Below are 14,609 nucleotides of genomic sequence, written 5' to 3'. Positions count from 1 at the left end.
ACGTAGCTCCGCTACGCCCGACCCCTCCGCCTTGCGATCGACCCCACCCGGACCCCACCGCGAGGCGGACCCCACCCGGACCCGACCGCGAAGCGGAGCCCACCCGGTACCCGATCGCGAAGCGGAGCCCGGCCAGACCCGACCGCGATGCGGAGGCCCCCGCGGCGACCGCGAAGCGGAGCCGTCCTCAAAGCGTGTCCTGGTGGGCGGTCGGCGGGGCCTGGTGGGGTCGATCGCAAGGCGGAGGGGTCGGGCGTAGCGGAGCTACGTTCGTCGCCGACAACGCCGCGAGCGGCCCCGCCAGGCCCCGCCGACCCGATCGCAAGGCGGAGGCGTCGGGCGTAGCGGAGCTACGTTCGTCGCCGACAACGCCGCGAGCGGCCCCGCCAGGCCCCGCCGATCACATGCCGGTGTCGAGGCCGGAGTAGGCGTGGAGTCCCTTGAAGAACACGTTGACGACGCCGAAGTTGAACATGACGGCGGCGAAGCCGACGATGGCGAGCCAGGCGGAGGGGGTGCCGCGCCAGCCGCGGGTGGCGCGGGCGTGGATGTAGCCGGCGTAGATGGTCCAGATGATGAAGGTCCAGACCTCCTTGGTGTCCCAGCCCCAGTAACGGCCCCAGGCCTTCTCGGCCCAGACGGCGCCGGCGATGAGCGTGAAGGTCCAGAGGATGAAGCCGAGGATCGTGACGCGGTAGGCGAGGTTCTCGAGGGTGAGGGAGCTGGGCAGGGTGCGCAGGAAGCGGAGGACCGAGCGGGGGCTGTCGCCGGAGGATTCGCGGCGGGCCTGGAGGAGCTGGGTGACCGAGAGCGCGAAGCCGAGGGCGAAGAACGCGGTGCCGAGGATCGCGACGAGCACGTGGATGACCAGCCAGTAGGACTGGAGTGCCGGCGGGAGCGGGACGACGGCGACGTAGTAGTTGACGGTCGCGATGCCGAGGAGCACCAGGACGAGGCCGGTGATGAACGCTCCGAGGAAGCGGAGGTCCCAGCGCAGCTGGACGGCGAGGAAGACGCCGATGATGATGAGCGTCCCGGTCATCGAGAACTCGTACATGTTCGCCCAGGGGACGCGGCCGGCGGCGACGCCGCGGAGGACGGTCGCGCCGAGGTGGAGCACGAAGCCGAGGAGCGTGAGCGAGAACCCGATGCGCATGGTCTTCGAGCGGGCGGGGGCGCGGTAGACCTCGTCCTCGACGCGGCTGCCGATGCGGGAGAGCGTCGCGGTGCGTCCGGAGCCGGCGGCGGCGACGGTGGCCTTGCCGCTGGCCGCGCGGTCGGCGGCGGCCGCGGAGGCGACGCGCTCCGCCTCCTGGACGACCTCGATCGACTCGCCGTCGGCCAGGGAGGCGCGGCGGGCGAGGTCGATCGCGAAGAAGACGAACGCCATGGCGTAGATGCCCATGGCGGAGGAGAGGCACAGCACCGAGTACTGCGAGAGGGTCGCGATCACCTCCTCAGGGTAATCGCTCGCCGCCCCGCCCGCCCCTTCGCGCTTGCACAGACTCGGCCCCTGCCCAGCCGGGCGACGGCTGTGGAGGGGCGTCCGGGAGCCGGGTCAGTCGAGCGGGGCGTGCCGGTCGGCGATCGTCCGAACGGCGCGCACCAGCTGCGGGTCCTCGCCGCGGGCGAGTCCCGCGTACTCGAGGAGGAGGCCGCCGTCGTCCTGGGCGGTCGCCTTCACCCACACGCGGCGCCGCGGGACGAACAGCGAGGTGAGGAGTCCGGCGAGCACGAGGATCGCGAAGAGCAGCACCCAGCCCTGGGTCGCGTCGTGGTGGATGTCGAACGAGGCGAAGCGCTTGACGCTGTCGGTGCCGATCCGCGTCGGGTCGGCGCCCGTGTTGTCGAAGGTCACGCTGCCGAGCCCGTTCGGGAGCTCGGCCGTGTCGCCGGGCTTGAGGGTGATCGGCGCGACGCCGGTGGTGCCGCCGGTGAGCCGGGTCAGCGAGTCGGTGTTGAGCACGTAGACGGATGTGGGCACTCCCCCGTCGAGGCCGAGGTCGCCCGCGAAGACGTTCAGCGAGAGCACGGGGTACTGCAGGTCGGGGAAGATCGAGGTCGACGCCCCGGAGGCCAGCGTGTCCTGCGTCGGGTAGAAGAATCCGGTGAGGCCCAGCTGCTCGGAGAGCCCGTCCGGCACCTTGACGACGCCGACGGAGGTCAGGTTCGCGTCCTGCGGGAGGAACGGCACCGAGTCGGTGAAGATCGCCCGGCCGGAGGGATCCCGGACCGTGATCGTCGGCGCGTAGCCGTTGCCGAGGAGGTAGACGTTCGTGCCGCCGATCGCCAGCGGGTCGTTGACCTTGATCGTGCGGTCCTCGGTGCCCCCGCCGCGCTCGGAGGTCGTGACGTTCGCGGTGAAGTCGACGGGCTGGCCGAGCGCCGACTGGTTCTGCTCCTCGTACTTCACGTCGAGGCTGTCGAGGGTCAGCTGGTACGGGTCGAGCTGGCTGCTGTCGAAGAAGCGACCGGGGTTGAAGGAGTCGTAGGCCGCGAGGTTGTTCGCGAACCCCTGGGAGCCCTCGACCAGCACGCGCTGCCCGCTGTAGCCGAATCCGCCGCCCACTCCGACGGCGACGAGGATGCCGACCAGGGCGGAGTGGAAGACCAGGTTGCCGGTCTCGCGGAGGTAGCCGCGCTCGGCCGAGACGCTCGACCAGCGGCCGCGCGGGTCGTCGTAGCGCTCGACGCGGTAGCCCGCCCGGCGCAGGACGGAGTGGGCGGAGGCGACGGCCTCCTCCTCCGTCGCGCCCTCGACCTCGCGGACGGTGTAGCCGGCGAGGCGCTGCAGGCGCGCGGGGGTGCGCGGCGGGCGCGACCGCATCGCCTGGAAGTGGTGGCGCGTGCGCGGGACGATGCAGCCGATCAGGGAGATGAACAGCAGCAGGTAGATGCTCGAGAACCAGGCGGAGGTGTAGGTGTCGAACGCCTGCACCCTGTCGAGCAGGGGCGCGAGGTCGGGGTTGTCGACGAAGTACTGGGTCACGCCGTTGGGGTCGGAGGAGCGCTGCGGCACGAGCGATCCGGGGACCGCCGCGATCGCCAGCAGCAGCAGGAGGAACAGCGCCGTGCGCATGCTGGTGAGCTGGCGCCACATCCAGCGGAGCCAGCCGGTGAACCCTAGCGCCGGCTGCGTGACGGTGCCGTCGGAGTCGTAGTGGTCGGCGGGGCGGAAGGAGGCGTCCGTCCTCCGCTGCGCGGCCTCGTCGGGGCGGCGCGTGCTCTCCTCGGGCTCAGATCGCCGGCTGGAAGCCATCGATCACCGCCGAGAGGGATCCGTAGACGAGGGTGTTCCAGATGCCCGTGACCATCAGGACTCCGATCAGGACGAGGGCGGCGCCGCCGAGGACGTTGACCACGCGGATGTGGCGCTTCACGAAGGCGAGCGTGCTGGTCACCCAGCTGAAGCCGAAGGCGACGAGGAGGAAGGGGATGCCGAGTCCGAGGCAGTAGACCAGGGCGAGGAGGGCGCCGCGCCAGGGCGAGCCCACGCCGTAGCTGAGGGCGAGGATCGAGCTCAGCGTCGGGCCGAGGCAGGGCGTCCAGCCGACGCCGAAGACGATGCCGAGCAGCGGCGCTCCGATCAGCCCGGTGGCGGGACGGATCCCGGGCCGGAGCGTGCGCTGGAGGAACGAGAACTGCCCGATGAAGACGAGCCCCATCGCGATCACGACGAGCCCGAGGACGCGGGTGATCAGGTCGGTGTACTGGCGCAGCCAGAAGCCGACCGTGCCCGCCGCCGCCCCGTAGAGGACGAACACCAGCGAGAATCCGAGCACGAAGAGGAGGACCCCCAGCACGACCCGGCGGCGTCCGCGGGCCGCCCGCTCGTCGGCGTCGGTGAATCCGCCGACGTAGGCGAGGTAGCCGGGCACCAGCGGGAGCACGCAGGGCGACGCGAAGGACACGAGCCCGGCCAGGAGCGCGATCGGCACGGCCAGCAGGAGCTGACCGCTGACGACGATGTCGCCCACGCCGCTACTGCCCCTCGGCGAGCGTGTCGCCCACGAGGGTCGAGAGGATCGACGCCTCCTGGAGCTGGCCGAGGATGCGCGACGCGACGCGCCCCTCCCTGTCGAGGACGAGCGTCGTGGGCACGGCGTTCGGCGGGACGGTGCCGGTGAAAGCGAGCTGCACCGACGAGTCGGTGTCGACGATGGAGGGGTAGCCGAGCCCGAAGGTCTCGGCGAAGGCGGCCGCGGTGGGGGCCTGATCGCGCACGTTGACGCCGACGAACGACACGCCCTTGTCGGCGAACTCCGTGTTCACCGTCTCGAGGTCAGCGGCCTCGGCGCGGCACGGGGCGCAGCTGGCGTACCAGAAGTTGACGACGACGACCTGCCCGGCGAGGTCGGCGGAGTCGATGGTAGCGCCGGTCTCGTCGGTGCCGGAGAAGACGATGGGGTCGTCCCGGTCGGCGGCGGCGATCTCGGTGACGGTGCCGTCCCCCGAGATGTAGCCCTTGTTGCTGCCGTTGCGGTACTGGTCGGCGAGCGGATCCTCGGAGCAGCCCGTCAGCGCGAGCGCGGCGGCCAGCGCGAGGACGCCCGCGGCGCGGAGCCGCCCCGTCCGGCGCATCAGACCGCTCCCACGTCGGTGGCCAGGCCCTGCAGGCCGGCGGCCGGGTCGGAGTAGCCGACCTCGACGAAGCCGTCGCCGCGGCGCTCGAGGGTCGTGATGCTCGAGAGGGCGCAGCGGCGCTTGCGCGGATCGTGGAAGAGGCGCTCGCCGGCAAGGGCGCGGTGGACCGTCCAGATGGGGAGCTGGTGGCTGACGATCGCGGCGTCGCCCTCCTCCGTGCTCTCCCACGCCGACTCGATCGCCGCGTACATCCGCGCCGAGATGGAGAGGTACGGCTCGCCCCAGCTGGGCTCGAAGGGGTTGCGGAGCCAGGGCCAGTGCTTGGGGTTCCGCAGGGCGGAGCTGCGCGCGGCGAGGGACTTCCCCTCGAAGCGGTTGCTCGGCTCGATCACCCGCTCATCGGTGCGGATCTCGAGCTCGAACGCCTGCGAGATGGGCTGCGCGGACTCCTGCGTGCGCTGGAGCGGCGACGCGATCAGCGCCGTGACGTGGCGCCGGCGCTCGAGCAGGTCGTCGGCGGCGGAGCGGGCCATGCGGTGGCCCAGATCCGAGAGCCGGAAGTTCGGGAGTCGTCCGTAGAGGACCCGGTCGGGGTTGAACACCTCGCCGTGCCGCACGAGATGGATCTGATCGGCAACCACGAGCGTCAAGTGTACGGAACGCGGCGTGGGGGAACGCCGGGAAAGGGTCGCCTGAGCCGGACCTGAGCGGAGCCTCAGCGGCGCGCCGAGACCGCCGCCGACAGCCGCCGCACGAGCGGTCCGGGCAGGTGCCGTACCACGGCCATCGGGACCCCGAAGCGCACCGACGGCACCGAGACGACGGAGCCGCGCGCGACGTCGCGGAGGAACTCCTCCACCACCGCGTCCGCATCGAGCCAGAGGAAGGAGGGGATGGAGGAGGTGTCCATCGCCGCCCGCTCGTGGAACTCGGTGCGCACCCAGCCCGGGCAGAGCGCGGCCGAGCGGACGCCGGTGCCGCGCAGCTCGACGGCCAGCGACTGCGCGAAGGCGGTCGCCCACGCCTTCACCGCGGAGTAGGGACCGAGGTGCACGAAGCCCGCGACGCTCGAGACCGTGAGGATCGCGCCGCGGCCGCGGGTGGTCATCGCCTCGGCCGCCGCGCCCGAGAGCACGGCGACCGAGCGCACCATCACCTCGAAGGCGCGGTCCTGGGCGGCGACGTCCGGCTCGGCGAAGGTCCCGTCGATCCCGAAGCCGGCGTTGTTGACGAGGACGCGGACCGGACGGGCCGGATCGACGAGCCGCGCGCGCACGCGCTCGACCTGCTCGCGGTCGCCGAGGTCCGCGGGCAGGACCTCGACCGCCGCGGCGCCGAGGCCGCGCAGTCCGGCCGCCGCCTCCTGGAGGCGCTGCTCGCTGCGGGCGACGAGGACGAGGCTCCAGCCGCGGCGCGCGAACGCCCGGGCGAAGGCGAGGCCGATGCCGGAGGACGCGCCGGTGATCAGTGCGGTGCTCATGCTCCGACGCTACCCGTCGCCGCCCGGCGGCCCCCGAGTAGACTCCCCTACCGTGACCGACGAGACCCGCCTCCCCCGAACCACTGTCAAGAAGCTCGCCGCGCTCGAGGACGGACCCGTCCGCGTGTCCGGCTGGGTCGAGACCGTGCGCGACCAGAAGAAGGTGCAGTTCGTCGTCCTGCGCGACGAGTCCGGTGCCGTGCAGCTGGTGAACCCGGCCGTGCGCGAGGCCGTCGAGGGCGACGACGCGTCGGCTGCGCGCCTCGCGATCACCGAGGAGATCTCCGGCCTCGCCCAGGGCTCCTTCATCACCGTCACCGGCGCGCTCAAGCACGACGAGCGCGTGAAGCTCGGCGGCATCGAGGTCAAGCTCGAGACGCTCGAGGTCGTCGCCGCGTCGATCCCGGAGGCGCCGATCGCGCCCGACTCCGGCATCGACAAGCGCATGGACTGGCGCTTCCTCGACCTGCGCCGTCCCGAGCAGAACCTCATCGCCCGTGTGCAGACCACGTTCGAGCACGCGCTGCGCACGTACTGGATCGAGCACGACTTCATCGAGATCCACACCCCGAAGCTCATGGCGAGCGCCTCGGAGTCGCGGGCCGAGCTCTTCGAGGTCGAGTACTTCGAGACGAAGGCCTACCTGGCGCAGAGCCCCCAGTTCTTCAAGCAGATGGCGCAGCCCGCCGGCTTCGGCAAGGTCTTCGAGGTCGGCCCCGCCTTCCGCGCCGACCCGAGCTTCACCTCGCGTCACGCGACCGAGTTCACGAGCGTCGACGCCGAGGTCTCCTGGATCGACTCGCACGAGGACGTCATGGAGCTGCACGAGCAGCTGATGGTCGCCGGCCTCACCGCCGTCGTCGAGAAGCACGGCGCCGAGGTCAAGGCGCTCTTCGACATCGACCTGACCGTCCCGACCACGCCGTTCCCGCGCATCCCGCTCGCCGAGGCCAAGCGCATCGTCGCCGAGCGCGGCTACGAGGTGCCCCGCGCCGACGACGACATGGACCCCGAGGGCGAGCGCCGCATCGCGGCCTACGTGCAGGAGGAGTTCGGGCACGACTTCGTGTTCCTCACCGACTACGCGTCGAGCATCCGGCCGTTCTACCACATGCGCCGCGAGGGCGACGGGACGATCACCAACAGCTACGACCTCATCTACAACGGCGTCGAGATCTCGACCGGAGCGCAGCGCGAGCACCGCGTCGACGTCCTCGTCGAGCAGGCCCGCGAGAAGGGCCTGGACCCGGAGGAGCTCGAGTTCTACCTCGACTTCTTCCGCTACGGCGTCCCGCCGCACGGCGGCTTCGGCATGGGCCTCTCGCGCGTGATCATGCTGATGCTGAACCAGGCGAACCTCCGCGAGGTCACCTACCTGTTCCGCGGCCCGACCCGCCTGCTGCCCTAGGCGCGCACCACGGTCGAGGGAACCCCGGACCATCGAGACCGCCGCGGACGGCGGGTCCCCTCGACGGGCCGGGGTTCCCTCGCGCCAGCGGCTAGGGAGCCGGCAGCACCACGAGGTCGAGGTAGTCGGCCAGGCACGCCACCATGTCCACCGCGTCGCGCTCGAGCAGCCACTGCAGCTGCACGCCGTCCCAGAGCGCGATGATCGACGCCGCCACCCGCTCCGGATCGGACCCCTCGCGGAGGCGCCCGGCGGCCTGGAGCTCGCGCAGCTCGGCCGTGTACTCGCTGCGGAGCCGGCGGAACCGCGCGGCGAAGAAGTCGCGCCCCGGGTGCTCCTGCGTCGTCGACTCGCCGCAGAGCACGGCGTACAGCTCGATCACTCCGGGCGCCGTCTCGTTGTAGCGGGTCTGCCGCAGGATGCCGGCGACCAGCCCCTCCTCCGGGTCCGGCGGCGAGGAACCGTCGCCCGTGATCAGGTCGCGGTGCTCGAGGACCGCGAAGAGCAGGTCGGTCTTCGACGGGAAGTAGTGCAGGAGGCTCGTCTGGCTGAGCCCGACGCGGTCGGCGACCTCCTGGAGGGAGCCGCGGGCGTAGCCCCGTGCAGCGAAGACCTGGTGCGCGGCCTCGATGATGGCGCGGCGGCGCTCGGCCGACTTCGCGTACGGGCCGCGTCGCCTCGTCGCCTCCGCCATCGACCCCTCCTCCGCACTGGAGGCGCCTCGCCGTGCCCCTCGAACGGCCAGCGTAGCGGCGGCGGAGGAGCAGTGCCGCCAATTTCGAGTACCTACTCGAATTCGTGGTAGCGTCCCGATCATCGCCGGGTGAGACTCCCCGGCTCTCCACCACGACGAAGTGAGGGAAGATGCATCCGTTCACCCGGAGACAGCTCATCGCCGCCGGTCTCGGCACCGCGGCACTCGGGAGCCTGACGGCCTGCGCGACACCGGGCACCGTCTCGGTCAACACAGCGCCGACGATCGCGCCGGCCACCGGCCCGGTCCGCCTGCAGTACTGGGGCTGGCTGAAGGACCTGCAGAAGGTCTGCGACGTCTGGAACGCCTCGCACCCCGAGATCCAGGTCGAGGCCGTCTGGATCCCCGGCGGCAACGCGGGCGGGTACCAGAAGCTCTACTCGGCCCTCGCCGCGGGCGGCGGGCCGGACCTCGGCCAGGTCGAGATCCGCTCCGTCCCCGAGTTCATGCTCGTCAACGGCCTGGTCGACCTCACCCGGTACGGCGTCGAGCAGTACCGCGACCTGTACGACCCCACGCTCTGGGGCCAGGTCAGCTACACGGGCGGCGTCTACGGCATCCCTCAGGACAGCGGCCCGATGGCGCTCTTCTACCAGCCCGAGGTGTTCGGGAAGGTGGGTGCGGAGCCGCCGACGACCTGGGACGACTGGGCCGCGGTGGCGACGGAGCTGCGCGGAGCCGGCTCCTACATCGACTGCTTCCCCCTCGCCGACGCCTCGGTCTTCGCCGCGTTCGCGACGCAGGCCGGCGCGCAGTGGCTGCGCCCGGAGGAGGACGGCTGGGTCATCGACATGACCGACGACGCCACGACGCGCGTCGCCTCCTTCTTCGACACGGCCATCGACCAGGACCTGGTGCAGACCGGTTACGGCGCGTACTCCCCCGCGTGGTTCGCGGCCGCGGCGAAGGGCGGGATCGCCTCCTGCGCCACCGGCAGCTGGGGCGACGCCCTGATCGAGGGGGTCAGCGGAGGCTCGGGCAAGTGGCGCGCTGCGCCCATGCCCGTCTGGGGCGACACCGGCTTCGGCTCGAGCTTCCTCGGCGGATCGACCGCGGCGGTGTTCTCGAGCAGCAAGCACCCGGAGGAGGCGATCGAGTTCGCCGTCTGGATGACCACCACGCAGGAGGGCATCGACGCGATGATCGCCAACAGCGGCATCGGCTGGTCTCCCGCGGTCGGCGAGATCGGCACGGCCCGCAAGGGTCCGAGCGACTTCTTCAGCGGGCAGAACTACAACGAGGACGTCCTCGTGCCCGCATCGAAGGAGCAGAACCCGGACTGGTCCTGGTGGCCCGTCACGCAGCAGTCCTTCAACATCCTCAGCGACGGCTTCCGGAAGAAGGCGTCCGGGCTCTCGCTCGTGGACGCGGTCGCCGAGGCGGAGCAGCAGATCATCACGGTCTTCGAGAACAAGGGCCTGAGCATCAGGAGGGCCTCCGCATGACCACCACGGCCTCCCCCGCCGCCGCCGCGGTCGCGGCCACCACGCGGACGCCGGGCGCGCCCCGGCGCAGCCGCGCGGTCGCCCGCGCCCCGTGGATCCTCCTCGGACCCTTCCTGGCCCTGTTCGTCCTCACGTTCATCGTCCCGATCGTCGTCGCCGTCGGCTCCAGCTTCACGAAGGTGACGCGCTCCGGCCTCTTCGGCGAGGCCGGGGTCACCAGCGGGTTCGCGGGCTTCGACAACTACGCGCAGGCCCTCGCCGACGGCAACTTCATCGCCTCCATCGGGCGGATGTTCCTCTTCGGCATCGTCCAGGTGCCGGTGATGATCGCCCTCTGCACCGTTCTCGCGCTGATGCTCGAGTCGGCGTCGGCGAAGTTCCCCGGCTTCTTCCGTGCGGCCTACTTCCTCCCCTACGGAGTGCCCGGAGTGATCGCGACGATCCTCTGGTCCTTCCTCTACGTGCCCGGCCTCAGCCCGCTCATCGACGCGGCGAACGTGGTCGGGCTCCAGCCCGACTTCCTCGGTGCGGACACGGTGCTCTGGTCGATCGCGAACATCTCGCTCTGGAGCTACACCGGCTACAACATGCTGATCATCGTCGCCCAGCTCAAGGCGATCCCGGTCGAGCTCTACGAGGCGGCGAAGGTCGACGGCGCCTCCACCTGGCGCGTCGCCCGCAGCATCCAGCTGCCGCTCATCCGCCCCGCGCTGGTGCTGACGACGATCTTCTCGATCATCGGAACGCTCCAGCTGTTCGCCGAGGCGCAGGTGCTGAAGACGGTCGCTCCGGCGATCGACAGCCAGTACACGCCGAACCTCAGCGCATACACCACGGCCTTCGCCTACAACGACTACAACGTCGCCGCCGCCCAGGCCGTCCTGATCGCGCTGGTCGCGTTCCTGCTCTCCTTCACGTTCCTCTCGATCTCGAACAGGAGGTCGTCATGAGCCGCACCGAGACCCCGCCGACCACGACCACCGGAGTCGTCACCGCCGACCGCCCCGTGAAGGCCGGACGCGGGCCCGACCGCTCGGCCGGCCGCAACCGCGCCTCGACCATCATCGTCACCGCGATCCTCGTCGTCGTGGCGGTCTACTTCCTCATCCCCGTCTACTGGGTCGTCGTCGCGGCGACCAAGACGACCGAGGACCTCTTCGCCACCTACGGCTTCTGGTTCGCCCCGACGTTCGCGCTCTGGGACAACCTGACGCAGGTGCTGACCTACGGCGACGGCATCTTCGTCCGCTGGTTCCTCAACTCCGTCCTCTACGCCGGAGTGGGCGCCCTGCTCGCGACCTACCTCGCCGCGGCGGGCGGCTACGCGCTGGCCAAGTACGAGTTCCGCGGCAGCAGGCTCGTGTTCGGGACGATCCTCGCGGGCGTCCTGGTGCCGGGCACCGCGACCGCTCTGCCGCTGTTCCTGCTCTTCAGCCAGATGGGCATCGCGAACACCTACTGGAGCGTGCTGATCCCCTCGCTCGTCTCGCCGTTCGGGCTGTTCCTCTGCCGGATCTACGCTCAGGCGACCGTGGACACCGCGATCATCGAGGCGGCGCGCATCGACGGCGCCGGGGAGCTGCGGATCTTCCACACGCTCGGGCTGCGCATCCTGACTCCCGCGCTGGTCACCGTATTCCTCTTCCAGCTGGTCGGGATCTGGAACAACTACTTCCTGCCCCTGGTGATGCTCTCGGACACGAACCTGTTCCCGATCACACTGGGACTGAACAACTGGCTCGGACAGGTCGACCGCCTGCCCGAGTTCTACGAGCTGACGACCGGCGGCGTCCTGCTGTCGATCATCCCGCTCGCCATCGCCATGATCGTGCTGCAGCGCTTCTGGCGCGGCGGCCTGACGGAAGGCTCCGTGAAGTGACGACTCCCCCGACGACCTCCCACTACCTGACGGACACCGGACCGGGCTCCGGCCGCCGCCGGGCCCCCCGCTCGTGGCTGCACACCGACGCCCCGGCGCTCCCGCTGGACGGGGAGTGGCGCTTCCGCCTGCTCCCCGCCGCTCCGGGGACCCCGGGCGGCGCCGGCGTGCTGCCGGAGGGCGAGGGCGTGGACGGCGTCGGGGACGAGTCGTTCGACGACTCCGGCTGGGATCTGATGCCGGTGCCCTCGCACTGGGTGCTGCAGGGCGACGGGCGCTACGGACTGCCGGCCTACACGAACGTGCAGTTCCCGTTCCCGACCGAGCCGCCGTTCGTGCCGGACGCGAACCCGACGGGCGACTACCGCCGCACTGTCGTGGTTCCGGAGGAGTGGGACTCCGCCGAGGCGGTCGTCCTGCGCTTCGACGGGGTCGAGTCCCGCTACCGCGTCTGGGTCAACGGCGTCGAGATCGGGATCGGCTCCGGCAGCCGGCTCGCGCAGGAGTTCGACGTCACCGGCGTCGTCCGCCCGGGCGAGAACCTCGTCGTGGTCCGCGTGCACCAGTGGTCGGCCTCGAGCTACGTGGAGGACCAGGACCAGTGGTGGCTGCCGGGGATCTTCCGCTCGGTGCACCTGCTCGCGCGCCCCGTCGGCGGGATCGAGGACGTGTGGCTGCGCTCCTCCTTCGCCGGCGGCGCGGGCCGCATCGAGGCGGAGGTGACCGCCGCGGCCGACGCGTTTCCGCTGACGCTGCGCGTGCCCGGGCTCGGGATCGAGACGGTCTGGGCCTCGGCGGAGGAGATCGCCGCGATCGAGGTGCCCGAGGTCGAGCCGTGGTCGGCGGAGGCTCCGCGCCTCTACGACGCGACGCTCGCCTCAGCCGGCGAGACGGTCTCGCTGCGGCTCGGCTTCCGCACGGTCGAGATCCGCGGCGACCGCTTCCTGGTCAACGGCGAGCGCGTCGTCTTCCACGGAGTCAACCGCCACGAGACGCACCCCGACCGCGGTCGAGCGTTCGACGAGGACTCCGCCCGCGAGGACCTCGCGATGATGAAGCGCTTCAACGTGAACGCCATCCGCACCAGCCACTACCCGCCGCATCCCCGTCTGCTCGACCTCGCCGACGAGCTCGGCTTCTGGGTGGTCCTCGAGTGCGATCTCGAGACCCACGGCTTCGAGCGGGTCGGCTGGGCGGGCAACCCCAGCGACGACCTCGCCTGGCGCGAGGCCTACCTCGACCGCATCGAGCGGACCGTCGAGCGCGACAAGAACCACCCGAGCATCGTGCTCTGGTCCCTCGGCAACGAGGCGGGCACCGGCGCGAACCTCGCCGCGATGTCCGCCTGGGTGCACGGCCGCGACCCCGAGCGCCCCGTCCACTACGAGGGCGACTACACCGGCGCGTACACCGACGTGTACTCGCGGATGTACTCCTCGATCCCCGAGACCGAGCGGATCGGCACCGACGGCTCGCTCACTCCGCTGCTCGGCTGCTCCCCCGGCGAGTCCGCTCGGCAGCGCTCCAAGCCCTTCCTGCTCTGCGAGTACGTGCACGCGATGGGCAACGGCCCGGGAGCGATCGACCAGTACGAGGACCTCGTCGACCGCTTCCCGCGGCTGCACGGCGGCTTCGTCTGGGAGTGGCGCGACCACGGCCTGCGGGCGCGCACGCCGGAGGGCGTCGAGTACTACGCGTACGGCGGCGACTTCGGCGAGGTGGTGCACGACGGCAACTTCGTGATGGACGGCATGGTGCTCTCCGACGGCACGCCCAGCCCGGGCCTGTTCGAGTGGAAGCAGATCGTCGCTCCGGTGCGCCTCACGGTCCGCGGCGACGGCGTCGTCATCGAGAACCGCCGACACGACGCCTCCACCGCCGATCTGCGCTTCGCGTGGCGGGTCGAGCGGGACGGGCGGGTCACCGCGGAGGGAGTGCTCGACGCCCCGGTCATCGCGGCCGGCGACGCCGTGCACGTCGAGCTCCCCCCGCTCGAGGTGCGTCCCGGCGGCGAGACCTGGCTCACCGTCGACGCGGTCCTCGACGCCTCGACCGCCTGGGCGGAGGAGGGCCACGTGCTCTCCACCGGTCAGCACCTCCTCGCCGTGCCGTCGGCGGTGCCCGCGTGGACCCGCGCCGTCCGCGCCGCTCCGCCCCTCGAGGGCGGCGCGCTCGGAGTCGCGCGGTTCCGCGACGGCCGGCTCGCCTCCCTCGCCGGCCTGCCCGTCGACGGACCGCGCGCCGAGCTCTGGCGCGCCCCGACCGACAACGACGAGGGCGCGGGCTTCCCCGGCTACGTCTCCGGCGACCCGTACGACGGCGACGGCCGCGGGACCCCTGCCCCGTCCTCCGCCGCCCGCTGGCGCGAGGCCGGACTCGACCGCCTGGTCGGCCGCGTGCAGGAGGTGGACGCCTCCGCCGGGCTCCGCCGCGTGACCCGCTTCTCGGCCGCGGACTTCGACGCGGGACTCCTGATGGAGGAGCGCTGGAGCGTCGACGGGGAGAGCACGGTCCTCCGCGTCGACCTCGTGCCGACCCGGGGCTGGGACTCCGTCTGGCCGCGGCTGGGCATCCGGATCGACCTGCCCGCGTCGATCGACGGCGCGGAGTGGTTCGGCACCGGCCCGCTCGAGTCCTACCCCGACAGCCTCCGGGCCGCGCGGGTGGGGCGCTTCACGGCGGAGATGGACCGGCTGACGACTCCGTACGCCCGCCCGCAGGAGAGCGGTCACCGCAGCAGGGTGCGCGAGCTGACGCTGACGGAGGCGGGCTCGCCCCGCCTCCGCATCGAAGCCGCGCGCGACCTGCACGGGCGCCTCCCCGGCTTCACCCTGGCGCGGCACACGCCGCAGGAGATCACGGCCGCCGCGCACCCGCACGAGCTGCCGGAATCGGAGCGCGCGGTCCTCGTGATCGACGCCGCCCAGCACGGCCTGGGCTCCCGCGCGTGCGGTCCGGACGTGTGGCCCGACTTCCAGCTGCGGCCGGAGGCGCGGACGATCCTCCTCCGCTTCACCGCGGCCGACTGAGCGCCGGGAGAGGACGAGGGAAGGCCCGCG

At 71.7% G+C, this 14,609-nt stretch carries 12 protein-coding genes; 5 read left to right on the top strand and 7 right to left on the bottom strand.

Annotated elements, in window-relative coordinates; all coding sequences use genetic code 11:
• Positions 1-400 precede the first annotated feature (400 nt).
• The 6 genes from ccsB to C5C36_RS05840 all read right to left on the bottom strand — a co-directional run bounded on the left by ccsB (position 401) and on the right by C5C36_RS05840 (position 6,064).
• Complete coding sequence (gene ccsB, locus C5C36_RS05865) at positions 401-1,405, bottom strand: c-type cytochrome biogenesis protein CcsB (protein ID WP_104224871.1); 1,005 nt, start codon at positions 1,403-1,405, stop codon at positions 401-403.
• Positions 1,406-1,558: 153 nt separating this feature from the next.
• Complete coding sequence (locus C5C36_RS05860) at positions 1,559-3,259, bottom strand: cytochrome c biogenesis protein ResB (protein ID WP_104225914.1); 1,701 nt, start codon at positions 3,257-3,259, stop codon at positions 1,559-1,561.
• Positions 3,237-3,977, bottom strand: coding sequence for a cytochrome c biogenesis CcdA family protein (locus C5C36_RS05855; RefSeq protein ID WP_258060562.1), 741 nt, complete (start codon positions 3,975-3,977; stop codon positions 3,237-3,239). The genes C5C36_RS05860 and C5C36_RS05855 overlap by 23 nt, the downstream gene beginning before the upstream one ends.
• A 4-nt stretch (positions 3,978-3,981) precedes the next feature.
• Complete coding sequence (locus tag C5C36_RS05850; protein ID WP_104262952.1) at positions 3,982-4,581, bottom strand: TlpA disulfide reductase family protein; 600 nt, start codon at positions 4,579-4,581, stop codon at positions 3,982-3,984.
• Positions 4,581-5,225 carry a histidine phosphatase family protein gene (locus C5C36_RS05845; protein ID WP_104224864.1) on the bottom strand — a complete coding sequence of 215 codons (645 nt, stop codon included), beginning with the start codon at positions 5,223-5,225 and terminating at the stop codon, positions 4,581-4,583. The genes C5C36_RS05850 and C5C36_RS05845 overlap by 1 nt, the downstream gene beginning before the upstream one ends.
• 74 nt (positions 5,226-5,299) lie before the next feature.
• Positions 5,300-6,064 carry an SDR family oxidoreductase gene (locus C5C36_RS05840; protein ID WP_104262951.1) on the bottom strand — a complete coding sequence of 255 codons (765 nt, stop codon included), beginning with the start codon at positions 6,062-6,064 and terminating at the stop codon, positions 5,300-5,302.
• 52 nt (positions 6,065-6,116) lie between these two features.
• Between C5C36_RS05840 and aspS the strand changes: the two genes are divergently transcribed.
• Positions 6,117-7,472 (top strand): aspartate--tRNA(Asn) ligase, encoded by a 1,356-nt coding sequence (gene aspS, locus C5C36_RS05835; protein ID WP_244229585.1) that lies wholly within the window; start codon positions 6,117-6,119, stop codon positions 7,470-7,472.
• A gap of 91 nt (positions 7,473-7,563) precedes the next feature.
• Here the strand turns inward: aspS and C5C36_RS05830 are convergent, their stop codons facing one another.
• A complete protein-coding gene (locus C5C36_RS05830; protein WP_244230513.1) occupies positions 7,564-8,166 on the bottom strand; it encodes a TetR/AcrR family transcriptional regulator in 603 nt (200 codons plus the stop codon).
• Positions 8,167-8,336: 170 nt separating this feature from the next.
• Between C5C36_RS05830 and C5C36_RS05825 the strand changes: the two genes are divergently transcribed.
• Genes C5C36_RS05825 through C5C36_RS05810 form a run of 4 tightly spaced genes read left to right on the top strand, consistent with a single transcriptional unit; the run spans position 8,337 to position 14,579 of the window.
• Positions 8,337-9,671 (top strand): ABC transporter substrate-binding protein, encoded by a 1,335-nt coding sequence (locus tag C5C36_RS05825; RefSeq protein ID WP_104225917.1) that lies wholly within the window; start codon positions 8,337-8,339, stop codon positions 9,669-9,671.
• A complete protein-coding gene (locus tag C5C36_RS05820; protein WP_104309411.1) occupies positions 9,668-10,621 on the top strand; it encodes a carbohydrate ABC transporter permease in 954 nt (317 codons plus the stop codon). The genes C5C36_RS05825 and C5C36_RS05820 overlap by 4 nt, the downstream gene beginning before the upstream one ends.
• Positions 10,618-11,550 carry a carbohydrate ABC transporter permease gene (locus C5C36_RS05815; RefSeq protein ID WP_104225919.1) on the top strand — a complete coding sequence of 311 codons (933 nt, stop codon included), beginning with the start codon at positions 10,618-10,620 and terminating at the stop codon, positions 11,548-11,550. Before C5C36_RS05820 ends, C5C36_RS05815 begins: the two co-directional genes overlap by 4 nt.
• The gene (locus C5C36_RS05810; RefSeq protein WP_219814884.1) at positions 11,547-14,579 is read left to right on the top strand and encodes a glycoside hydrolase family 2 TIM barrel-domain containing protein; all 3,033 of its coding nucleotides are present in this window, start codon (positions 11,547-11,549) and stop codon (positions 14,577-14,579) included. Before C5C36_RS05815 ends, C5C36_RS05810 begins: the two co-directional genes overlap by 4 nt.
• Positions 14,580-14,609 lie beyond the last annotated feature (30 nt).

Source organism: Rathayibacter sp. AY1G1, assembly GCF_002932095.1.
GTDB lineage: Bacteria > Actinomycetota > Actinomycetes > Actinomycetales > Microbacteriaceae > Rathayibacter.
This window is presented reverse-complemented; position numbering and strand designations above follow the sequence as displayed.

Excerpts from the sequence above, each read along its gene's own strand:
- ccsB (WP_104224871.1), bottom strand. The coding sequence starts at position 1,405 with ATGGGCATCTACGCCATGGCGTTCGTCTTCTTCGCGATCGACCTCGCC.
- C5C36_RS05860 (WP_104225914.1), bottom strand. The coding sequence starts at position 3,259 with ATGGCTTCCAGCCGGCGATCTGAGCCCGAGGAGAGCACGCGCCGCCCC.
- C5C36_RS05850 (WP_104262952.1), bottom strand. The coding sequence starts at position 4,581 with ATGCGCCGGACGGGGCGGCTCCGCGCCGCGGGCGTCCTCGCGCTGGCC.
- C5C36_RS05840 (WP_104262951.1), bottom strand. The coding sequence starts at position 6,064 with ATGAGCACCGCACTGATCACCGGCGCGTCCTCCGGCATCGGCCTCGCC.
- C5C36_RS05830 (WP_244230513.1), bottom strand. The coding sequence starts at position 8,166 with ATGGCGGAGGCGACGAGGCGACGCGGCCCGTACGCGAAGTCGGCCGAG.
- C5C36_RS05825 (WP_104225917.1), top strand. The coding sequence starts at position 8,337 with ATGCATCCGTTCACCCGGAGACAGCTCATCGCCGCCGGTCTCGGCACC.
- C5C36_RS05820 (WP_104309411.1), top strand. The coding sequence starts at position 9,668 with ATGACCACCACGGCCTCCCCCGCCGCCGCCGCGGTCGCGGCCACCACG.
- C5C36_RS05815 (WP_104225919.1), top strand. The coding sequence starts at position 10,618 with ATGAGCCGCACCGAGACCCCGCCGACCACGACCACCGGAGTCGTCACC.